Raw genomic sequence first — 21908 nt, 5'->3', positions numbered from 1 at the left:
GGCCCGGCCCGGCTCCGACCGGGCTCCGGCCCGGCCCGGCTCCGACCGGGCTCCGGCCCGGCCCGGCTCCGACCGGGCTCCGGCCCGGCCCGGCTCCGACCGGGCTCCGGCCCGGCCCGGCTCCAGCCCGGTCCAGCCCGGCCCCGCCTATGATCCGCGCATGATCGCCGACCTGCAGTGCATCGTCCTGGACTGTTCCGCGCCCCGTGAACTCGCCGTGTTCTACCGGGCCGTGCTCGGCGGGGACGTCGATCGGCCCGACCCGCGCTGGTCCCTCGACGAGGCCTGGTCCACGCTGCACACGCCCGGCGGTCTCGTCCTCTGCTTCCAGGGCGTGCCCGATCACCGCCCGCCGACCTGGCCGGACCCGGAGCGCCCCCAGCAGTCCCATCTCGACTTCGGCGTCCCCGACCTGGACGCGGCCGAGGAGCAGGTCCTCGCGGCCGGCGCGAAGCTTCTCGACGCCGGGTCCGGCAGGCGCGGCTGGCGGGTCTACGCGGATCCGGCGGGGCATCCGTTCTGCCTGGTCAGGCACTGAACCGCGGGCCTCGGCCCCTGCTGACCCGATCCTGTTGATCTTTGGCCGCCGGCCTGTTTCCGCCGGCCGCGGGAGAGCCGATCATGGAGGGGTCGCCAGTCGTACGAGGAGGGGGAGCCGGTCATGGCCCTGGAGATGCGTGAACGGTGCGAGCGCTGCGAGGTCGAGGCCCTGGTGCCGGACGGGCCCGCCCGGATCTGTTCGTTCGAGTGCAGCTTCTGCGTCCCGTGCGCCGACGCCATGGACGGCGTCTGCCCCAACTGCGGCGGCGAGCTGGTGGCGCGCCCGCGGCGCGTCCGCGGTTAGGGGGCGGGACGTGCGGAGGGGGAGTCGGGCGCTGACCGCGCTGGTCGTCGCGGTCCTGCTGGGCGGCTGTTCGTCGTCCGACGCCGACGAGGTGAGGGCGTACTGGCAGGACTACTGCGGCAAGTTGGGCACCTGGCAGGAGGCGCGGAACTCCGTGGACGCCTTCCCGAAGAGGCCGGGCCGCCCCGCGGACGGAGGTGCCGGGGCGCTTGCCCCCACCGTGATCTCCGCCGCACAGACGCTCGACGCCAAGGGGCACGACGAGGACAGCGCCCGCGTCCTCGACGACACCGTCGCCGCGGTCACGGGTGCGGACGTGATGGCCGAGGGGCGCGTCGTGTCCTCCTGCGACCGGGCCGGTTTCGAGACCCTCGTGAAGTAGGCGAGACCGGACAGGCGTCGGAGCGCCGGGATCCGCTTCTTCGGGTGTCCCGGCGCTCGCGCAGGTCGGAGGGGGTGCGGCCGACGGGCTCCATCAGTCTCACTGATGATAGTTGATACCTTCGCGAAGGTTTTTATTTCATGGGTCCATGACCGCATCCACCAGCTCCACTCCGGAGCCGGCGACACTGCCGGCTCGTCCCGGGGCCTACCCGGACGGCAGGACCCCCCTCGCTGACGCCGTGCTCGCAGTCGCCCGACGTGACATCGCCACGTTCCACGCGCTGCCGCTCTCGCACGGCCGGTCTATCCGCGACTCCCAGATGCGGGAGACCTACGAGGCGCTCTTCGGCGTCGCGCAGCTCGCGGCCGACGTGTCCTACAGCGGCACGATGCTCGACTCCTTCTTCCGGCCGCGGGGGCCGCTCCGCGAGGCCCAGCGCCTCGCGGCCCGCAGCTTCGGGGCCGACGCCACCTACTTCCTCTCCGCCGGCACGAGCACCGCCAACCGGGTCGCCCTGACCGCGCTGACCCAGCCCGGCTCCCGCGTCCTCGCGGACCGCTCCTGCCACCAGTCGGTGCACTTCGCCCTCAACTCGCTCGGCGTCCAGGTCGCGTACGCCCCGATGCAGCGCTGCTGCGACGGCTGCCCCCGGACGTACGCGGACCTTCCCCGGCTCCTGGAGATGTTCCGCACCGCCGCCGCCGAGGGCCGGCCCTTCGACACCGTCGTCCTCTCCGCCGTCTCCTACGACGGCGTCCGGTACGACCTGCCGACCGTCCTCGCCGAGCTCGCCGCCGTCCACCCCACCGTCTCCGTCCTCGTCGACGAGGCCTGGGGCGCGGCGCACCGCTTCCACCCCCGGCTGCGCCCGCTCACCGCGCTGCACGCCGTCGAGACGCTCCGCGCCGCCGACCCGCGCCTCGCCATGAACGTGGCCGTCACCCACTCCGCGCACAAGTCGATGTCCGCGCTCCGCCAGGGCTCCTACCTGCACCTCATCGGCGACGGAGAGGCCCAGGAGCGCACCGCGCAGGCCCTCTTCCAGCACCACACCACCTCGCCCAGCTGGCCCGTGCTCGCCAGCCTGGACCTGGCCCGGCTCCAGGCCGAGACCGAGGGCGAGTCGCTCCTCGGCCGGTCCCTCGGGCTCGCCCGCACCCTGCGCGTCGAGCTCGCCACGGACCCGCGGCTCTCCGCGTACCGCCCGCTCGGCCCCGACGGCCACCTCACGGACGCCGCGCAGCTCGTCAGCGACGACCCCACCCGGGTCCTCGTCGACATCAGCGCCCTCGGCATCACGGCGGCCGACTTCCGGCGGATGCTCTTCGACGAGTACGCGCTGTACGTGGCCCGGGAGAGCGGGGACGCCGTCCTCTTCCACATCCACATCGGTGTGGACGAGGCGACGCTGCTGCGGCTGCTCGACGCCCTGCGCACCATCCAGCGCACCTACCGGAGCGCCTCCGCGGCCCTGGCCACGGGCACCTCCGAGCACTTCATCATCGCCTACCCGCCCGGCATCCCGATCACGGTGCCCGGCGAGAAGCTCTGCGAGCGGACGCTCAGTCAGATCGACGAGCTGCGCTCCAGCGGCTGCGAGATCTACACGCTGCGGAACCCGACCGTCTCCGCGCGCGAACTCGCCGTCCAGGCCGCCGTCACCGGTTCCGTGCCGGCCACGGCCGACCACCTGACCGTCGACAGCCTCAACACCGAGCAGCTCGCCGGTGCCGCCGCCGCCGTCTCGGCCGCCGGCACCACCGCGGCCACCGTCTCGGCCGCCGCGACCGCCGTCGTCACCAGCTGATCCGCCACCCCCGACTCCGAGGAGAGCACCTCATGATCAAGCTCGCGGACATCCGTAAGCACGCCGCCCGCTGGCCCCAGCGCGTCGCCGTCGTCGACGGCGAGACCCGCATGACCTGGGCGAGCTTCGCCGACAAGGTCAGCCGGGTGGCCTGCGCCGTCCAGGACCTGCTGCCCGACACCCGGCCGGCCCGCGCGGTCTTCCTCGCCGAGAACAGCTGGGAGCTGGTGGTCTCCATGGCCGCCGTCAGCTCTCTCGGCATCCCCTGCGTCGGACTCGACTACAGCGCCGGGCCCGTCGCCACCGCCGCCGCGCTCGACCAGCTGCAGCCGACCGTCGTCATCACCTCGCAGGAGCAGCGGGCCCTCGTCGAGGAGTGCGGCTGGCCGGGCGGCAGAGACATCCTCGACATATTCATCGACAGCGAGCCGGTGGGCCTGCCCGACGGGCAGACCGTCGCGGTCAGCTTCGCCGACCTCCTCGTGTCGGCGCCCGGCGACCCGCAGCCGGTGGAGCAGCCCTTCGAGGCCTTCTCCTTCACCTCCGGCACCAGCGGCGTCCCGAAGATGGTCGTCCGCCGCACCTCCTTCGAGGCCCGCCGCTTCGCCGACCTCGTCGACCAGTACGCCTTCGACGAAGAGGACGTCCACCTCGTCACGGTGCCGCTCTACCACGCCTCCGGGCCGGGCTGGGCGCGCATCTTCCTCACCCTGGGCGGCACGGTCGTCCTCGGCCCGTACGACGACGCCGAGGAGCTCATCCGCATCATCCAGGACGAGGGCGTCTCCACCACCCTGATGGTGCCGCCGGTCCTGGCCCGGGTCGTCGCCCACCCGAACTCCGAGCACCTGCACAAGACCTCACGCCTGCACTTCGTCCTCTCCGGCGGCCGACACCTCAACCGATGGGTCATCAACAACGCCTGGGACCGCCTCGGTCCGGTGCTCCACCTCTACTACGGGACGACCGAGACCGGCGTGAACGTCATGATCGGCCCCGAGGAGCTGCACGTGGCGCCCTGCCGCTCCGGCCGCCCCATGCCCGGCAACACCGTCGTGGTCCTCGACGCCGACAACAAGCCGCTCCCCAAGGGCAGCCGCGGCCGGGTCGCGATAGCCAGCTACCAGCTGATGGACAGCTACGCGACGAGCGAGCCCGACTTCATGACCCTGGACTACGGCGGCCGTACGCAGCGCTTCCTGCTCACCGGCGACAGCGGGCTCGTCGACGAGGCGGGCCGGCTCGAACTCACCGGCCGCAACGACGGCGTGGCGAAGGCGGAGGCGGGCAAGCCGCTCGACGTCAACATCTTCGGCCTCGAAGCCGATCTGATGGACCTGCCCTGCGTCCGCGAGACGGCCGTCCTGCGGACGAAGCTCGACGGCGCGGGCGAGGTGCTCGTCGTGCCCTTCACCCCGGTCGCGCCCGAGCGGCAGGAGAGCGGCTACCGGGCGGTCAGCGCCGCCTGCGCCCGCCGGGTGCCGTGCCTCCCGGCGTACGTGGTGCCCGTCGAGGCCATCCCGTACAGCCCCACCGGCAAGGTCCGGGCCGCCCAGCTCCTGGAGTCGGTCCTGCCGCTGCTCGACATCCGGCCGACGGACGACCGCGAGCTGGAGTCCGCCGGGGTCTGACCCCCGCCCGTACGCACCACAGCCCCCCGCAAGCGTGGCCGGGTCCCGGAGCCCGTACCCCCTCCTCCGGATCCGGGACCCGGCCGCCTCCCCTCCCTGCACTCCCCTCAACTCCCAGCCGCCTCAGGCCCGACAGGAAGAATCATGAACAGTCAGAACACGTACACGCGAGGCGTCCTCCTCTGCCTCCTGGCCACGGTGTCCTGGGGTGCGATGTTCCCCCTCATGGACTCCACCCTCCAGCACATCGACCCCTTCACCTTCACCGTGATGCGGTACACCATCGCCGGTGCGATGTTCCTGGTCTTCCTGCGGATGCGGGAGGGCAAGGCGGGGCTCCGCCTCAAGGGCGAGCGCATCGGTCTGGCCTGGCTGTTCGGCACGGCCGGCTTCGCGGGCTTCCAGTTCCTCGTCTTCTTCGGCCAGGACCTCATCGGTGCGCGGGGCGCGCTCAACGCCTCGATCATGATGGCGACCATGCCCATGATGGGCTTCCTGGTGAACTGGGTGCTGAAGAAGGTCGTTCCGCCGAAGTTCTCGCTCGTCTTCATCGCGATGTCCTTCGTCGGCACCATCCTCGTCGTCTCCGACGGTGACATCGGCTCCCTGATCGCCGACCCGAAGACCGCCGGCGCCGACGCGCTGCTGCTCTTCGCCGCACTGTGCTGGGTCGTCTACACCTCGGGCGCGAGCTACTTCCCGACCTGGTCCCCGATCAAGTACACGGCCATCACCACGGTCCTCGGCCTCGCCAGCGCCACCGTGATCACGGCGATCATCCTGGCCGCCGGTGGCGTCCCGGTCCCGACGGCCGGTGCCGTGGGCTCGATCCTGCCCCAGCTCGCCTACATGAGCGTCATCGCCGGCTTCGTCGGTGTCCTCGGCTGGAACTTCGGCAACCGCTACCTCGGCCCGCTCAACGGCGTCCTCTTCATGGACGTCGTGCCGATCACGGCCTTCGTGATCTCCGCCCTGACGGGTGTCGTCCCGGCCGGCATGCAGATCGTCGGTGCCTCGCTCACGGCGGCGGCGCTGGTCTTCAACAACCTGTACCTGCGCAAGGTCGCCGCCAAGGCCGCCGCGGCCGCTCCGGCCCCGACGCCGGTCGTGGCTTCCGGTTCCGGTTCGGCTTCCGGTACGGGCTCCGCTTCCGCTCAGGCCCCGGTCTCCTCGGGCAGCAGGTCCTGACCGGACCCGACCCGCTGCACGCGTACGGCGTGGCCTCCCACACCTGTGGGAGGCCACGCCGTTCTCCTGCTTCTCACGGCGGGCACGCGGCCGGTCAGCCGCGCAGCCCTTCGACGAGGACGGTCTGCAGTTCCTGGTGCCGCTCGGTGAGGTCCTTGCGCCCGCTGAGGACGTCCGAGATGTGCTGCATGCCGAAGAAGGCGGAGACGAGGACGCGGGCCGCCGCGCGGGGTTCCACTCCCGCCCGCAGTTGCCCCGCGTCCTTCGCCTCGCCGATCAGCCGGCTGAGGTAGTCCTCCCAGCCGACGTACGGCTCGGGGAGCTCGGCGTCGATGAGGGCCCGCTCGATCTGGAGCCGCGCGCCGGCCTGGACGACGATGTCCCGCGCGAACGCCCGGGTGACCGTGTCGAGGACGGCGGTGAGCCGGTCGAACGGCGCCTCGTGGTCGCCCTCGGCGCCGTCGAGGATCTCGGGCCAGCGGGCGTAGTGCTCCTGCACGACCGCGACCGCGAGGGCCTCCTTGTTCGTGTAGTGGAAGTACACCGCGCCCTTGGTCATCTCCGCGCGTTCGGCCACGTCCTGGAGCGTGACGGTGGCGTAGCCGCGCTCGGCGAAGAGCTCGGCGGCCGACTGGAGGATGTGCACCTTCGTGCGCCGGGCCCGCTCCTGCTTCGGTTCGCTGCGGGGCTTCGGGTCGGTGCGGGGCTTCGGGTCGGTGCCGCGTTGCCGGGGATCGGTGGTGCGTTGCTTGGGTTCGCTTCGGGGTGTCGTCGCCATGCCTGTCCGCCTCTCTCGTTCCTACGCCTTGCAATATACATTCTCGAAGGTATATTTCTTGCTGCCGAGGGGCCACCGAGGTCCCTCGTCGCCACGATGATTCACCTTGAGGGGGATAAGGATGTCCATCGGTGTGCTGCAGAACGTGTTACCCGCCGAAGCGCTCACGCCCGTCGAGTCCCTGGAGTCGCTCATCCGGGAGGCCAAGGACGGCCTGAGCTTCGACCGCACGATCTCCCGCCGGTTCGTGCACCGCGCCTCGGTGACGGAGGTCTTCCTCACCGACGCGGCCGTCGCCGGGGCCGACCGCTTCCTGGTCGGTGCGCAACTGCCCCGGAACCACGCGCTGTACCGCCCGGAGGAGACCGGGCAGTGCGACTTCATGCTGCTCGTCGAGACCGTACGCCAGGCCGGCATCTTCCTGAGCCACCGCTACCACGACGTGCCGATCGGCCACCACTTCATCTTCAAGGCGCTGTCGCTGCGCATCAGCGACCCGGCCGCCCTCCGGGTCGGCTGCGGTCCGCTCGCGGTGGTCCTCGACGTGAAGGTCGTGACGCCCGCCGGAGCACGCAACCCGCGCCGCTTCGACGCCCGCTTCGACATGGTGATCGAGGTCGGGGGCCGCGAATGCGCCCGCGCCTCCGCCGGGGTCGTCGTCATCGACGGCGTACGGTACGGGCGGCTGCGCCAGCGAGGCCGGGTCGCCGAGACCGCGGGCGCGGCCGTGGCCATGGACCAGGGGGCTTCCGCGTACGGGACGGGCGTGGGCTCCGCCGACGACCGCGGCGTCCTGCGCCCCGTACCCGCCGCGGAGGAGCGGACCCGGCCGTTCGGCGCCGCGGAATGGCGGTTGCACGTCGACCCCACGCACCCCGGCTACTTCGAGCACCCCTCGGACCACGTGCCCGGGATGCTGCTCCTGGAGGCCTTCCGGCAGGCGGCCCGGCAGACGGCGGGAGGCGCAGCGCTGACCACGCTCGACGCCGACTTCGCCGTCTTCGGCGAGCTGGCCGAGGCCGTGGCCGTCGAGGCCACGCCGACGGAGGACGGACGGGTGCGCCTCTCCGCGACCCAGGGCGGCCGCGTCCTCGCCACCGCGGTGGCCCGCTGCGCGTGACCGTACGGCTCCACCTTCAGAGGAAGAACGGACGAGCGTAGAAAGGCAGAAGGATGGAACTCCAGCACTTACGGGCCTTCCGCGAAGTGGCCCGCGAACTCAGCTTCACCCGCGCGGCCCACAACCTGCACTACTCCCAGCCCGCGGTGACCGCGCAGATCAAGGGCCTGGAAGAGGACATGGGAGCCTCGCTGTTCCAGCGGCGCGGCAACCGTTCCGTGGAACTCACCCCCGCCGGTGCGCGGCTGCGCCCGCTGGCGGAGCAGATCCTCGAACTCGTCGAGACGGCGCAGTACGAGATCGCCGACCCCGCCCCCGCCCCCGTCGCGGCGAACGGCCGCACGGTGGCCGACCGGCGCATGACCCCGCCGGACCGGCGGATGACCCCGCTGGGCCGCGGTACCAGCCGCCTGGGCCAGAGCCGCGCGGCCGGCAGCCGCCTCGGAGACAGAGGGGGAAGAGCATGAGCATCGCCCCCGCCCGGGCCGCGTTCTTCGACGTGGACGAGACCCTCATCACCTGCAAGAGCATGGCCTGCGTCCTCGCCCGCCACTGGGGACGGGGAGAGGTGGCCGCCCGCAGGCTCGCCACCGCCCGCGCCTCGCTCCAGCGCCAGATCGACGAGGGCGTCCCCCGCGAAGAGGTGAACCGTTCCTTCTTCCGCTTCCTCGCCGGCAGCCACCTCGACGACCTCGAGACCAGCGGCCGCGAGTGGTACGAGAAGGCCCGGGCCGGAGGGCTGCTCCACCGCCCCGTGTACGAGGCGCTGCGCCGCCACCGCGACGCCGGCGACCTGATCGTCCTCGTCTCCGGAGCCTTCTCCGCCTGCCTCGACCCGCTGGCCCGGGAGGTCGGAGCCGACCTCGTGGTGTGCACCGTGCCCGAGGTGACCTCGGAGGGCGTCCTCACCGGGGAACTGACCGGCCCGCCGATGATCGGCGAGCCGAAGGCCGAGGCCGCCCGCCGGATCATGACGGCCTTCGGCCTCTCCGCCGGGGACTGCCACGTCTACGCCGACGACGAGAGCGATCTGCCCCTGCTGCGCTCCGTCGGCCATCCGGTCCTCGTGGGCGACGGGCCGATCTCCGCCCCGCCCTCAGAGACGGCCACCTGGTCCTGGCTGCCGGGCCCGGCGCCGGCCGCCCCACGTCCACCGGCCCTGCCCGCCGGGTCCCCGGCCGGCCTCCCGGTGGCCGCGCGCACCCTGGCACCACAGGCGGCTTGAAGCTCCGGACCTGGGCGCGGACCCACCCGCCGCCGCAGCCCGTCACGGAAGCCCCGCCGATCCTCCCCGAACCCCCGCCCGCACGAGAGCCCCGCCGCCACGGCGGCTCCTAGGGCCGGGCGACTTCCCCGAGCCCGACGCTCATGGCGCAGCCGCGGTCCTGGCGGCCCCCACGTGCGCAGCCCCCGCATGGGCGAGTCCGGCTCGTACGACCCCACTTGCGCAAGCCCTGCCTGTGCAGCCCCCACGTGCGCAAGTCACGTTTGTGCGGTCCCCACGTGTGCAAGTCCTGCTTGTGCGGTCCCCACCTGCGCAAGTTCGCCCACGTGCACGTCCCGCTCGCGCAGCCCCACCTGCGCACGTTCCACCCGTCTACGTCCCGCTCGCGCAGCCCCACCTGCGTAAGCCCCACCCGTGCAAGTCCCGTCTGTGCAGCCTCACCTGCACAGAGGTGACGTCCGTACACCCGGACGCGCAGGGGGCACCGCCCGCGCAACCCCCGACTGCGCGGACCCGCCCCCGCCCGGCCTCGCTCAGCCGCCACGGGAGCCCGACAGCGCGGGCTCCAGGATGTCCCAGACCTCGCTCACCAGCTCGGCGGGACCCGTCGTGTCCGTCGCCGTCACCACGGCGGGCGCACCGACGAGAAGGGCCACCACGAGCCGGGCCAGCAGGTCGGCCGGGTGGGTGGTGCGGACGGTGCCCTCTCCCTGGCCCTTGCGGATCAGGCGCTCCACGACTTCGCACAGCGTGCCGAGGGCGCCGGGGACGGCCCCCTCGGCGCGGGCGGCGTCCATGACCAGACGCAGCCCGGCGGCGAAGGGCAGGTCCTCGTGCACCCTGTGGGCGAGGTCGAGGAGCAGTCTCCGCAGGGCGGGCAGTGCCGCGCCGCTCTCCTCCGCCTCGCCGGCGGCGGTGGCGAGGGCGTCGGCCCAGGCCGACTCGAAGGAGCGGGTCAGTTCGCCGCCGAGGTCGGCTTTCGAGGAGAAGTGTCCGTAGAGAGCCCCCTTGGTCAGGCCGGTGCGGGCCGTGATGTCGGCCAGGTTCGTCCCCTCGAATCCGTGCAGGGCGAACTCGGCCGCTGCCGCGCCGAGCACCAGGTCATAGGTCATGCGGGCCCTGTCCTGTTGCCTCACCGGGTGTCCGCCTCCCTTCCGCTGTAGCACCCTCCATGTCTCTCATGACGGGCTCTCAGAAAATACCTTCCGGACCGAATTTTTTGCTACTCGCATCAGCACCACCACTGAACCTCCACTTCCAAGGAGTACGTGCCATGACAGTCGTCGACGCCCCCGCGACCCTCCCCGCCCTCGCCGCCGGGCACCTCCGGGCCGCCGCCGCGCGGCACGCGGAGGAGGCGGAGCGGACCGGGCGGCTCCACCCCGAGGTCGTCGAGGCGATGACCGCCGCCGGCCTCGCCCGGCACTTCGTGCCCCGCCGCTGGGGCGGCAGAGCCGGACGCTTCGCCGAACTGCTCGACACGGTCGCCGACGCCGGCACGGCCTGCGCCTCCGCCGCCTGGTGCGCGGTACTGCTCGCCGCCCACGCCCGCCTCGCCGCGCACCTGCCGGAGGAGGGGCGGCGCGACCTGTGGGGCGACTCGCCCGACGTACGGATCGCGGCGGCGATCGTGCCCCCGGCCGGCCGGCTCGCCCGGGTGCCCGGCGGCTGGACCCTGTCGGGGGAGTGGGCCTTCGCCAGCGGCGTCGAGCACGCCGACTGGGTGCTCCTCGCCTCCCTCGACCACTCGGGGGACGGGGCCCCCGCCTACCGGGTCCTGGCGGTGCCGCGCGAGCAGGTCGGGATCCGGGAGACCTGGGACGCGGTCGGGCTCCGCGCCACCGGCAGCCACAGCGTCACGGTCGACGGGGTGTTCGTGCCGGAGCACCGCACCTTCCTCCGCGAGGCCCTGGCCGGCGTGGCCGATGCCGACGCGGCGCCCTGCCACCGGGTGCCGTACCAGCTGGTCGCCGCGCTCCTCTTCGCCGCACCCGCGCTGGGCGCGGCGCGCGGGGCCCTGGAGGCCTGGACCCTGCTCGTCGGAGGGCGCCGCCTCCCCGACGGCCGGCCGCTCACCGACGACCCGACGGTCCAGCAGACCCTGGCCCGCTGCGCGGCCGAGATCGAGGCGGCCCGCCTGCTCCTGGAGACGGCGGCGGCACGCGCGGACGGGGCGGCCGAGGGTCCGGCCGCCGCCCGCGCCGACGGTCCTGCCGCGGGTCTTTCCGCCGCCGGTGCCGACGGGGTGACTGCCGGCCTGTCCGCCGCCCGCGCCGACGGGGCGACGGCGAGTCCCGCCGCCGCCCGCGCCGACAGGTCGGCTTCCGGCCCGGCCGTGGCCGTCGCGCTCAACCAGCGCGACGCGGCCCTCGCCGTCGACCTCCTCACCGGCGCGGTGGAGCGCCTCATGCGTACCGGCGGCGCCCGTGGGCTCGTCGCGGGCGGCGGCCTGGAGCGGGCCTGGCGCGACATCCACGCGATCGCCGCCCACGCCGCCCTCCAGCCCGCCCCGGCGGCCGCGGCCTACGCGGCGACGGTCTTCCCGCCGGGAGTCTGAGGTCGCCGGGAGTCCGAGCCCGCCGGGAGTCCGAGTCCGCCCAAGGGCTGCCGCGTCGAGGCGGAGGGGGGTCTATACACGCCATGTATAGACCGTGCGTATAGTCAGGGCGCATGGCACCGTCCGCACCCACCCCCCGCGCCCCCCGCCTCCTCAAGGCGGTGATCGTCTCGACGCTCGGCGTCGCCGCGTCGCACCTGATCCTGTCCGACACGCTCAACCTGTCGTTCGCCGGTCAGGCGGCCGCGACGCTCGGCGCCGGGCCCGGATACTCCGCCGACCAGGCGTTCACCACGGCGCTCATCAACACCTTCCTGGTCATGCCGGTGGTCCTGTGGATCGGGATGCTGATCACGGGGGAGCGGCGGGTCGGGCCGATGGTGCTCGTGGGGGAGATCGCCTGGATCACCGCCGTGGGGAACGGCATCGACGTGATCGACGACGCCCCCGGCACCCTCCTCCCCCTCCGCTCCCTGCTCCTCGTCGTCGCCGTCACGGCCCTGGCCTCCCTCGTACGGAGAAAGGCCAGGTCCTAAGCCGCCTGGAGCGCGTCCACCACCACCATGCGGCGGACCCGGCGGGCCGGCAGGACCGAGGCGGCGACGCCCGTGAGGACCGTGGCCGCGAGGATGGCGAGGACCGTCAGGGCCGTGCCGCCCGAGTCGGCCAGCGACTCCAGGGCGGAGACGTGGCCCGCCAGGACGGAGCGGGCGGCCAGCGTCCCGTACACCAGGCCGAGGAGCGTTCCGGCGAGCGCGCCGGTCAGCGCGAGCAGGACCGACTCCAGGGTCAGCATCCGGCGCAGCTGCTCGCCCGCGAGGCCGATCGCGCGGAGCATCCCGAACTCGCGGGTGCGCTCCTCCACCGTCAGCATCAGGGTCGCGGCGACGCCGAGCGCGGCGATCGCGATCGAGAAGCCGAGCAGGACGGTGACCACCAGCATCATCCGGTCGAGCAGGGAGCGGATGAGGTCGGCGTCGGACCCGGTGTCCGCGATCCGGATCTCCGGGTGCGTGGCGAGCGCCCGGTCCACGGCGGCGCGGGCCTCGTCGTGACCGGTGTCGCCGGCGGGGTTGAGCAGGACGGTGGAGACCGTCGCCGCGCCCGGCGCGAGCCGGTCGAGGGTGGCCCCGGTGACGTACACCGTGGCCTCCGGGTAGAGGGAGAGGGGCAGCGCGGCCGCCCCGGACACGGTCGTGAGCCGGGTGCCGGCGACGCTGAGCGCGGGCCGCCCGGTGAGCGCGATCGCCTCGCCGTCCTTCAGCGCGCGGGCCGCGCCGACGCCCTCGGCGTCCGGGTTGAGCCCGGCCGGGTCGGCCGCGGCGACGACCGTCTTCCGTCCGTCGACGGTGAGGGTCGCGGTACGGACCGGGATGACGGTGAGGCCGCGCTCGGCGCGCAGCGCGGCGATCGCGTCGGCGGGCACCCGGGCGGTGTCCGGGTCGAGGGCGAAGACGGCGGGCATGCGGCCGGCGAGCATGCCGTCCAGGCCGCCCTTCGCCGCGCCGATCGCGGTCACGGCGGAGACGGCGACGGTCACGCCGACGAGCATCGCGGAGGAAGCGGCGGCGGTACGGCGGGCGTTGGCCCGCAGTTGCTGCACGGACAGCCTGCCGACCGTCCCGAACGGGCGGCGCAGCGCGAGCCCGAGCAGCCCGACGAGCGGCGGCAGCAGGTACGGGGCGTACCGCAGGACGGCGAAGAACGTGAGGATCGCGCCGAGCGTCACGGCGAGCAGCGAGAGCGGCGACCCGCCGAAGGCCCCGAGCACGAGCAGTCCCGCACCGGCGACGAGCATCAGCACGCTGATCGCCTCGCGGACGGCCCGGCTGCCGGGCTCCGGCAGCTTCGCCGACCCGCTCGCGGCGAGCGCGGCGACCGGCGGCACGGCCGCGGCGGTCCGCGCCGGCTTGCGCACGGCCCACAGGGTGAGCAGCACCCCGAACACCCCGGCGAGGCCGAACGTCCACGGGCCCGGCATGAGGGAGACCTCGATCGGCCCGAGGTCGGCGAAGCCGTCGAGCAGCACCGTGCCGAGCGCGCAGGCCGCCGCGCCCGCCGCGAGTCCGGTGGCGGAGGCGAGCGCGCCGAGCAGGAGGCCCTGGCGGCGGATGATCCGGAGGAGCTGGTCGCGGTCGGTGCCGACGCAGCGCAACAGGGCGAGCTGGCGGGTGCGTTGGGCGAGGACGACGGAGAAGGTGTTCGTGACGACCATGCGGGCGACGGCCATCGCGATGAGGACGAAGGACAGGGCGGCGGTCATGACGACCGCGTGCAGCATGCCGGCGCTCTGGACGGCGTTGCCGACGGCACCGGCGTGCGTGTACGCCGACACCTCGCCGCCCAGCGCCTTCTTCGCCGCCTTCGCCACCGCGAGCGGGTCCGCGCCCGGTGCGACGGCGAGGTCGAGGTGGGTGGACCGTACGCCCGTCGCGTACGTCCGCACCTGCGCGTACGGCACGCCGATCGCGGGCTGCGAGCCGAGCGCCTGCGACGCGGAGGTGTCGAGCAGGCCGGTGAGCCGCACGTCCGCCGTGCCGCCGTCGGCCTTCGTCAGGCGTACGGTCCCGCCGGGTGCCGCGCCGACGCGCTCCGCGCTCTCCCGGTCGAGGACGACCTCACCGGGCCCCTCGGGCCAGCGCCCGGCGTCGAGACGCTGCCAGCGGAGGGCCGGGTCGGCGGCGATCGAGGTGACGAGGGCCCGGTCGTCCAGGGGTCTTCCGGAAGGGGCCAGCACGTTGGCGTGACCGGCGAGCCGCTCCGCCACCGACGTCACCTCGGGCACCCGCCCGGCCCGCGCCGCCGCGCCGGCCGGGAGCGAACCGCCGGTGCCGTCCGGGACGACCTGGACGGCGGCGTCCCCGACGTCGGCGGCGGCGGACTGCTCGTACGACTGCACGAGCGCCCCGGCGCCGCCGACGGAGAGGACGAGGAACGCCACCCCGACGGCGACGGCGGACCCGGTCAGCACGAGCCGGCGCAACTGGGCGCGGAAGTCCTTGAGGGTGAAGGTGAGCAGTGACGGCGACATGACGTCCACGCTAGGAGGGGGTACGGCCCGAACACGGCCCCACGAGGGCGGATTCGGAGTCATACCGAAGAGGTCAGGGCACCGCCCGCGCGTACCTCTCGGGTATGACGGGCGGCGGGGCGCGGTCAGGGCGGCGAAACTAAAGCAAGCACGCTTGATTGTTTCTGGTCGCGCTGGCATGCTCCTCGGCGAAGGCCCGTGACCCGTCCGTCCCCCGAGGGGAGCGCCCCGTGTCCGACCCCGTCGAAGTCCTCGACGACCTGCGCGACGAGAGTGAAGAACTCGACCGTCTCGTCGGAGAGTTGAGCGAGGAGCAGTGGAGGGCCCAGACCCCCGCCCCCGGCTGGACGATCGCCCATCAGATCGCCCACCTCGCCTGGACCGACCGCGCCGCCCTCCTCGCCGCCACCGACGCCGACGCCTTCGCCGCCGAGGCCGAGAAGGCGATCGAAGCCCCCGACCGCTTCGTCGACGAGGGCGCGGAGGAGGGCGCGGAACTGCCCGCCGAGGAGCTCCTCGCCCGCTGGCGCACCGGACGCGAGCAGCTCCAGGAGGCCCTGCGCGCGGTCCCGCCCGGCGTCAGGTTCCCCTGGTACGGGCCCCCGATGAGCGCCCCCGCCATGGCCACCGCCCGGCTCATGGAGACCTGGGCGCACGGCCAGGACGTCGCCGACGCCCTCCGCGTGGTCCGCACGCCCACCGCCCGGCTCCGGCACGTCGCCTGGATCGGCCACCGCGCCCGCGACTACGCCTACCTCGTACGGGGCGTCCCGGCGCCCGTCGAGCCGTTCCGGGTCGAACTCCAGGCGCCCTACGGGTCGTTGTGGACGTACGGACCCGAGGACGCCGCCCAGCGCGTCACCGGACCCGCCCTCGACTTCTGCCTCCTCGTCACCCAGCGCGTCCACCGCGACGACACCGCCCTGATCGCCGAGGGCGAGGACGCCGAGCGCTGGCTCGGCATCGCCCAGGCCTTCGCGGGCCCGGCGGGCGGCGGCCGTACCCCCGAGGGGGCCTGATGGCACTCCGCATCGGCAACGCCTCCGGCTTCTACGGCGACCGCTTCGACGCCGTCCGCGAGATGCTCACCGGCGGTGAACTCGACGTCCTCACCGGCGACTACCTCGCCGAGCTGACCATGCTCATCCTCGGCCGCGACCAGCTGAAGGACCCTGCCGCCGGGTACGCGAAGACCTTTCTGCGCCAGATGGAGGAGGGCCTCGGCCTCGCCCACGAGCGCGGCGTCCGGATCGTCGCCAACGCGGGCGGCCTCCACCCCGCCGGGCTCGCCGACGCCCTGCGCGCCCTCGCCGCGAAGCTCGGCCTGCCGACCCGTGTCGCCCACGTCGAGGGCGACCGGCTGCCGCCGCCCGACGGCGCGCTGACCGCCAACGCCTACCTCGGCGGTGCCGGCATCGCCGCCTGCCTCGCCGCCGGCGCCGACGTCGTCGTCACCGGCCGGGTCACCGACGCCGCCCTCGTCACCGGCCCCGCGCAGTGGCACTTCGGCTGGGGCCCGGAGGCGTACGACGAGCTGGCGGGCGCGGTCGTCGCCGGGCACGTCCTGGAGTGCGGCACCCAGGCCACCGGCGGCAACTACGCCTTCTTCCGGGGCCACGACGTGCGCCGCCCCGGCTTCCCGGTCGCCGAACTCCACGCCGACGGCAGCGCGGTCATCACCAAGCACCCCGGCACCGGCGGCCTCGTCGACACCGGTACGGTCACCGCCCAGCTCCTCTACGAGACGGCCGGCGCCCGCTACCCCGGCCCCGACGTGACCGCCCGCCTCGACACCGTCCGGCTCACCCAGGAGGGCCCCGACAGGGTCAGGATCACGGGCGTACGGGGCGAGGCCCCGCCCCCGACGCTCAAGGTCGGGCTCAGCAGGCTCGGCGGCTTCCGCAACGAGGTCGTCTTCGTCCTCACCGGCCTCGACATCGAGGACAAGGCCGCCCTCCTCCAGGAGCAGATCGCCGACGCCCTGGCCGAGAACCCGCCCGCCGGGGTCCGCTGGGAACTGGCCCGCACCGACCGCCCCGACGCCCCCACCGAGGAGACCGCGAGCGCCCTGCTCCGCCTCGTCGTCCGCGACCGGGACCCGGAGAAGGTCGGCCGCACCGTCACCGGCGCCGCCATCGAACTCGCCCTCGCCAGCTACCCCGGCTTCCACGTCACCGCCCCGCCCGGCAAGGGCGCCCCCTACGGGGTCTTCGAGACCGCGTACGCGCCCGCCGCCGAGGTCCCTCACACGGCGGTGCTCCCCGACGGGACCCGCCGGGAGATCCCCGTGCCCCCGAAGACCCGGGACCTGGAACCCGTACCCGACCCGGAGCTTCCGCCGCCCCTCCCCGAGGGGCCGACCCGGAGCGTGCCCCTCGGCCGGATCGCGGGGGCCCGCAGCGGCGACAAGGGCGGCGACGCGAACGTCGGCGTGTGGGTCCGCACGGACGAGGAGTGGCGCTGGCTCGCCCACGCCCTGACGGTGGAGAAGGTCAGGGAACTCCTTCCGGAGACCGCCGGCCTGGCCGTCGCCCGGCACCTCCTCCCGCACCTCCGCGCCGTGAACTTCACGGTCGCCGGGATCCTCGGCGAGGGCGTCGCCTCCCAGGCCCGCTTCGACCCCCAGGCCAAGGCCCTCGGCGAATGGCTCCGCTCGCGCCACGTAGACGTACCGGAGGAACTGCTGTGACCGTCCTCGCCTCCGCCCTCGACACGGGCGGACCCGACTACGCGGCCCACCGCGCCGCCATGCTCGACAAGCTCGCCGCCCTCGACGCCGAGCACGCCAAGGCCCTCGCGGGCGGCGGCGAGAAGTACACCGCCCGCCACAAGAAGCGCGGCAAGCTGCTCGCCCGCGAGCGGATCGAGCTGCTCGTCGACCCCGACAGCCCCTTCCTGGAGCTGTCGCCGCTCGCCGCCTGGGGCAGCGACTACACCGTGGGGGCCTCCCTGGTGACCGGCATCGGGGTCGTCGAGGGCGTGGAGTGCCTGATCACCGCCAACGACCCGACCGTCCGCGGCGGCGCCTCCAACCCGTGGACGCTGAAGAAGGCCCTGCGGGCCAACGAGATCGCGTACGCCAACCGGCTGCCCGTCATCTCGCTCGTCGAGTCCGGTGGCGCCGACCTGCCCTCCCAGAAGGAGATCTTCATCCCGGGCGGGGCGCTCTTCCGCGACCTCACCCGCCTCTCCGCCGCCGGCATCCCGACGGTCGCCGTCGTCTTCGGCAACTCGACGGCCGGCGGCGCGTACGTCCCCGGCATGTCCGACCACGCCGTGATGATCAGGGAGCGGTCGAAGGTGTTCCTCGGCGGCCCGCCGCTGGTGAAGATGGCGACGGGCGAGGAGAGCGACGACGAGTCCCTCGGCGGCGCCGAGATGCACGCGCGCACGAGCGGTCTCGCCGACCACTACGCCGTCGACGAGGCCGACGCGATCCGCCAGGCCCGCCGGATCGTGGCCCGCCTCAACCACCGCAAGGCCCACCCGGACCCGGCGTTCGCCGAACCCCCCGAGTACGACCCCGAGGAGCTCCTCGGGATCGTCCCCGGGGACCTCAAGACCCCCTTCGACCCGCGCGAGGTGATCGCCCGGATCGTCGACGGCTCGGACTTCGACGAGTTCAAGCCGCTGTACGGGACCTCGCTCACCACGGGCTGGGCCCGGCTGCACGGCTACCCGGTCGGCATCCTCGCCAACGCGCAGGGCGTGCTCTTCTCGGCCGAGTCGCAGAAGGCCGCCCAGTTCATCCAGCTCGCCAACCAGCGCGACATCCCGCTGGTCTTCCTCCACAACACCACCGGCTACATGGTCGGCAGGGAGTACGAGCAGGGCGGCATCATCAAGCACGGCGCCATGATGATCAACGCGGTGTCGAACTCGAAGGTCCCCCACCTCTCCGTCCTCATGGGGGCCTCGTACGGCGCCGGGCACTACGGCATGTGCGGCAGGGCCTACGACCCGCGCTTCCTCTTCGCCTGGCCCAGCGCGAAGTCCGCCGTCATGGGCCCGCAGCAGCTCGCCGGGGTGCTGTCCATCGTGGCGCGCGCTTCGGCGGCGGCGAAGGGGCAGCCGTACGACGACGAGGCCGACGCCGGGCTGCGGGCGCTCGTCGAGGCGCAGATCGAGTCCGAGTCGCTGCCGATGTTCCTCTCCGGCCGGCTCTACGACGACGGGGTCATCGACCCCCGCGACACCCGCACGGTCCTCGGGCTGTGCCTCTCCGCGATCCACACGGCACCGGTCGAGGGCGCGCGCGGCGGCTTCGGCGTCTTCCGAATGTGAGGCACTGATGATTCAGACCGTACTGGTCGCGAACCGGGGCGAGATCGCCTGCCGGGTCTTCCGCACCTGCCGTGACCTGGGCATCTCCACCGTCGCCGTGTACTCCGACGCGGACGCCGGCGCGCTGCACGTCCGGGAGGCCGACGCGGCGGTACGGCTGCCGGGGGCCGCGCCCTCGGAGACGTACCTGCGCGGCGACCTGATCGTGGCGGCGGCGCTCGCGGCGGGCGCGGACGCCGTCCACCCGGGCTACGGCTTCCTCTCGGAGAACGCCGACTTCGCGCGGGCCGTGACCGACGCCGGTCTGGTGTGGATCGGGCCGCCGCCCGAGGCGATCGAGGCGATGGCGTCGAAGACCCGCGCGAAGGAGCTCCTGGGGATCGCGCCCCTGCGCCCGGAGGACGTCACCGAGGCCGATCTGCCCGTCCTGGTGAAGGCGGCGGCGGGCGGCGGCGGCCGTGGCATGCGTGTCGTACGAGAACTCGCCCAGCTCGAACAGGAGTTGGTGGCGGCTTCGGCGGAGGCGGCGAGCGCTTTCGGTGACGGCGAGGTGTTCGTCGAGCCGTACGTGGAGAACGGCCGGCACGTCGAGGTGCAGCTCCTCTGCGACACCCACGGCACCGTCTGGGCGCTCGGCACCCGCGACTGCTCCCTCCAGCGGCGGCACCAGAAGGTCATCGAGGAGGCCCCGGCGCCCGGCCTGCCCGGGCCGCTCCTCGACGAGCTGTACGAGCGGTCGGCGGCCGCCGCGAAGGCCGTCGGGTACGTCGGCGCGGGCACGGTCGAGTTCCTCGTCGCCGACAGGCGGGCGCACTTCCTGGAGATGAACACCCGGCTCCAGGTCGAGCACCCGGTCACCGAGGAGGTGTACGGCGTCGACCTCGTCGCGCTCCAGCTCGCCGTCGCCGAGGGCCGCGCCCTGCCGCCCGAGCCCCCGGCCCCGCAGGGCCACGCGGTCGAGGCCCGGCTCTACGCCGAGGACCCGGCGCGGGGATGGGCCCCGCAGACGGGCGTCCTGCACCGCTTCGAGGTCCCGGGCGGAGTCCGCGTCGACACCGGATACGTCTCGGAGGACCCGATCGGCGTCCACTACGACCCGATGCTCGCGAAGGTGACCGTCCACGCCCCGACCCGGGAGGCGGCCCTCCGCAAGCTCGCCCACACCCTGGAGCGGACCGTGCTGCACGGCCCGGTCACCAACCGGGACCTGCTCGTGGCCTCCCTCCGCCACCCGGAGTACGCGAACGAGGAGGCCCTGGACACGGGCTTCTACGAGCGGAACCTGCCCGCGCTGACCGAGCCGCCCAAGGGAGGGGAGCACGCGGCGGTCGCGGCGGCCCTCGCCTCGGCATCCTCCGGCAGGGGCCGGTTCGGCGGCGGTTGGCGCAACGTCCGCTCGCAGGAGGAGACGCGGACGTACGGCGACCACGAGGTCCGCTACCGGCCGACCCGGGACGGCGGCTACGAGGTCACGTCCCCGGAGGGCGTACGGGTGGTGGAGGCGACGCCGGAGGCCGTACGCCTCGAAGTGGCCGGAGTGGTCCGGAACTTCGAGGTCACCGCGTACGGCGACACCGTCCACTCCGGAGGCCACCGCCTCACCGCCCGCCCCCGCTTCACCGACCCGCGCGAGCAGACCGCCCCCGGCTCCCTGCTCGCCCCCATGCCCGGCACCGTCGTCCGGGTCGCGGACGGCCTCGCCGTCGGCGACCGGGTCACCGCCGGGCAGCCGCTCCTCTGGCTGGAGGCGATGAAGATGGAGCACCGCGTCATCGCCCCCGCCTCCGGCACGCTCACCGCGCTCCACGCCGCCCCCGGCCGCCAGGTCGAGGTCGGCGCCCTGCTCGCCGTCGTACAGACCGAAGCACAGGAGGAAGACCCCGCATGAGCAGCATGATCGAGACCGAAGAGCTCACCGCCCTCCGATCCGCCGTCTCCGCGCTCGGGCACCGCCACGGCCCCGGCTTCGACCGGGCCGAGCTGTGGGCCGAGGCGGGCAAGCTCGGCTACCTGGGCGTGAACCTGCCCGAGGAGTACGGCGGCGGGGGCGGCGGCATGGCCGAGCTGTCGGTCGTCCTGGAGGAGGCGGGCGCGGCCGGTGCGCCGCTGCTCATGATGGTCGTCTCGCCGGCGATCTGCGGCACGGTCATCGCCCGCTTCGGCACGGAGGAGCAGAAGCGGGCGTGGCTGCCGGGTCTGGCGGACGGGTCGAAGACGATGGCGTTCGGCATCACCGAGCCCGACGCGGGCTCGAACTCGCACCGCATCACGACGACGGCGACCCGCACGGAGGAGGGCTGGGTCCTCAGCGGCCGGAAGGTCTTCGTCTCGGGTGTCGACATCGCCGACGCGACGCTGATCGTGGGCCGCACGTCGGACGCGCGCACGGGGAACCTGAAGCCCTGTCTGTTCATCGTCCCGCGTGAGGCGGAGGGCTTCGGCCGCCGCCACATCGAGATGGAACTGGACGCGAACGAGAAGCAGTTCGAGCTGACGCTCGACGACGTCCACCTGCCCTTCGAGGCCCTGGTGGGCGACGAGGACGCGGGTCTGCTCCAGCTCTTCGCGGGCCTCAACCCCGAGCGGATCATGACGGCGGCGTTCGCGATCGGCATGGGCCGGTACGCCCTCGCGCAGGCGGTGAAGTACGCGAAGGAGCGCCAGGTCTGGAAGGCCCCGATCGGCGCCCACCAGGCCATCGCGCACCCGCTCGCGCAGGCGCACATCGAGCTGGAGCTGGCCCGGCTGATGATGGCGAAGGCCGCGCACCTCTACGACGCGGGCGACGACATGGGCGCGGGCGAGGCCGCGAACATGGCGAAGTACGCGGCGGCCGAGGCCTGCGTGAAGGCGGTCGACACCGCCGTCCACACCCTCGGCGGCAACGGCCTCACCAAGGAGTTCGGCCTCGCCCGCCTGATCACTGCCGCCCGGGTGGCCCGGATCGCCCCGGTCAGCCGGGAGATGATCCTGAACTTCGTCTCCCACCAGACCCTGGGGCTGCCCAAGTCGTACTGAGACCGCCGGCGGGCCCGCCCGGGTGGCGGGCCCGCCGGGG

General features: G+C 73.7%; 19 protein-coding genes. 16 read left to right on the top strand and 3 right to left on the bottom strand.

Features of this window, described 5'->3' with window-relative positions:
- Positions 1–160: 160 nt before the first annotated feature.
- The 6 genes from GGE06_RS35135 to GGE06_RS35110 all read left to right on the top strand — a co-directional run bounded on the left by GGE06_RS35135 (position 161) and on the right by GGE06_RS35110 (position 5855).
- A complete protein-coding gene (locus GGE06_RS35135) occupies positions 161–538 on the top strand; it encodes a VOC family protein (RefSeq protein WP_184932693.1) in 378 nt (125 codons plus the stop codon).
- 123 nt (positions 539–661) lie between these two features.
- The gene (locus tag GGE06_RS35130) at positions 662–844 is read left to right on the top strand and encodes a DUF1272 domain-containing protein (RefSeq protein WP_184932692.1); all 183 of its coding nucleotides are present in this window, start codon (positions 662–664) and stop codon (positions 842–844) included.
- A gap of 10 nt (positions 845–854) precedes the next feature.
- A complete protein-coding gene (locus GGE06_RS35125; RefSeq protein ID WP_116159542.1) occupies positions 855–1226 on the top strand; it encodes a hypothetical protein in 372 nt (123 codons plus the stop codon).
- 148 nt (positions 1227–1374) lie between these two features.
- A complete protein-coding gene (locus GGE06_RS35120; RefSeq protein ID WP_116159541.1) occupies positions 1375–3036 on the top strand; it encodes an aminotransferase class I/II-fold pyridoxal phosphate-dependent enzyme in 1662 nt (553 codons plus the stop codon).
- Between the two features lie 32 nt (positions 3037–3068).
- Positions 3069–4667, top strand: coding sequence for a class I adenylate-forming enzyme family protein (locus tag GGE06_RS35115; protein WP_116159540.1), 1599 nt, complete (start codon positions 3069–3071; stop codon positions 4665–4667).
- Between the two features lie 144 nt (positions 4668–4811).
- Positions 4812–5855 (top strand): DMT family transporter, encoded by a 1044-nt coding sequence (locus GGE06_RS35110; protein WP_116159539.1) that lies wholly within the window; start codon positions 4812–4814, stop codon positions 5853–5855.
- A 94-nt stretch (positions 5856–5949) separates the two neighbouring features.
- On the opposite strand, the gene GGE06_RS35105 is transcribed toward GGE06_RS35110, so the two are convergent.
- Complete coding sequence (locus GGE06_RS35105) at positions 5950–6633, bottom strand: ScbR family autoregulator-binding transcription factor (protein ID WP_221518882.1); 684 nt, start codon at positions 6631–6633, stop codon at positions 5950–5952.
- A 121-nt stretch (positions 6634–6754) separates the two neighbouring features.
- On the opposite strand from GGE06_RS35105, the gene GGE06_RS35100 reads away from it, so the two are divergent.
- Genes GGE06_RS35100 through GGE06_RS35090 form a run of 3 tightly spaced genes read left to right on the top strand, consistent with a single transcriptional unit; the run spans position 6755 to position 8978 of the window.
- Complete coding sequence (locus tag GGE06_RS35100) at positions 6755–7753, top strand: ScbA/BarX family gamma-butyrolactone biosynthesis protein (protein WP_184932691.1); 999 nt, start codon at positions 6755–6757, stop codon at positions 7751–7753.
- 53 nt (positions 7754–7806) lie between these two features.
- A complete protein-coding gene (locus GGE06_RS42980) occupies positions 7807–8220 on the top strand; it encodes a LysR family transcriptional regulator (protein WP_246532924.1) in 414 nt (137 codons plus the stop codon).
- Complete coding sequence (locus tag GGE06_RS35090) at positions 8217–8978, top strand: HAD family hydrolase (protein WP_116159537.1); 762 nt, start codon at positions 8217–8219, stop codon at positions 8976–8978. Before GGE06_RS42980 ends, GGE06_RS35090 begins: the two co-directional genes overlap by 4 nt.
- Before the next feature lie 533 nt (positions 8979–9511).
- On the opposite strand, the gene GGE06_RS35085 is transcribed toward GGE06_RS35090, so the two are convergent.
- Positions 9512–10090 (bottom strand): TetR family transcriptional regulator, encoded by a 579-nt coding sequence (locus tag GGE06_RS35085; RefSeq protein ID WP_116159536.1) that lies wholly within the window; start codon positions 10088–10090, stop codon positions 9512–9514.
- Positions 10091–10251: 161 nt separating this feature from the next.
- On the opposite strand from GGE06_RS35085, the gene GGE06_RS35080 reads away from it, so the two are divergent.
- Together GGE06_RS35080 and GGE06_RS35075 are read left to right on the top strand one after the other, a co-directional pair.
- On the top strand, positions 10252–11535 hold the full coding sequence (locus GGE06_RS35080) for an acyl-CoA dehydrogenase family protein (protein WP_116159535.1): 1284 nt from the start codon (positions 10252–10254) through the stop codon (positions 11533–11535).
- A gap of 113 nt (positions 11536–11648) precedes the next feature.
- On the top strand, positions 11649–12071 hold the full coding sequence (locus tag GGE06_RS35075) for a hypothetical protein (RefSeq protein ID WP_116159534.1): 423 nt from the start codon (positions 11649–11651) through the stop codon (positions 12069–12071).
- Here the strand turns inward: GGE06_RS35075 and GGE06_RS35070 are convergent.
- Positions 12068–14566 carry an FtsX-like permease family protein gene (locus GGE06_RS35070; protein ID WP_184932690.1) on the bottom strand — a complete coding sequence of 833 codons (2499 nt, stop codon included), beginning with the start codon at positions 14564–14566 and terminating at the stop codon, positions 12068–12070. The two genes, GGE06_RS35075 and GGE06_RS35070, sit on opposite strands and share 4 nt — an antisense overlap.
- 230 nt (positions 14567–14796) lie before the next feature.
- On the opposite strand from GGE06_RS35070, the gene GGE06_RS35065 reads away from it, so the two are divergent.
- The 5 genes from GGE06_RS35065 to GGE06_RS35045 are packed head-to-tail and all read left to right on the top strand — an operon-like array spanning position 14797 to position 21868.
- Positions 14797–15585 (top strand): TIGR03084 family metal-binding protein, encoded by a 789-nt coding sequence (locus GGE06_RS35065; RefSeq protein WP_184932689.1) that lies wholly within the window; start codon positions 14797–14799, stop codon positions 15583–15585.
- Positions 15585–17255 (top strand): acyclic terpene utilization AtuA family protein, encoded by a 1671-nt coding sequence (locus GGE06_RS35060; protein WP_184932688.1) that lies wholly within the window; start codon positions 15585–15587, stop codon positions 17253–17255. The genes GGE06_RS35065 and GGE06_RS35060 overlap by 1 nt, the downstream gene beginning before the upstream one ends.
- Positions 17252–18850 (top strand): acyl-CoA carboxylase subunit beta, encoded by a 1599-nt coding sequence (locus tag GGE06_RS35055; protein WP_184932687.1) that lies wholly within the window; start codon positions 17252–17254, stop codon positions 18848–18850. The genes GGE06_RS35060 and GGE06_RS35055 overlap by 4 nt, the downstream gene beginning before the upstream one ends.
- 7 nt (positions 18851–18857) lie before the next feature.
- The gene (locus GGE06_RS35050; protein WP_184932686.1) at positions 18858–20738 is read left to right on the top strand and encodes an acetyl/propionyl/methylcrotonyl-CoA carboxylase subunit alpha; all 1881 of its coding nucleotides are present in this window, start codon (positions 18858–18860) and stop codon (positions 20736–20738) included.
- A complete protein-coding gene (locus tag GGE06_RS35045) occupies positions 20735–21868 on the top strand; it encodes an acyl-CoA dehydrogenase family protein (RefSeq protein ID WP_116159528.1) in 1134 nt (377 codons plus the stop codon). Before GGE06_RS35050 ends, GGE06_RS35045 begins: the two co-directional genes overlap by 4 nt.
- The last annotated feature ends 40 nt before the right edge of the window (positions 21869–21908 follow it).

Source organism: Streptomyces nymphaeiformis (assembly GCF_014203895.1).
Lineage (GTDB): Bacteria > Actinomycetota > Actinomycetes > Streptomycetales > Streptomycetaceae > Streptomyces > Streptomyces nymphaeiformis.
The sequence above is the reverse complement of the archived record's forward strand: the minus strand, read 5'-3'. Positions and strand labels throughout refer to the sequence as shown.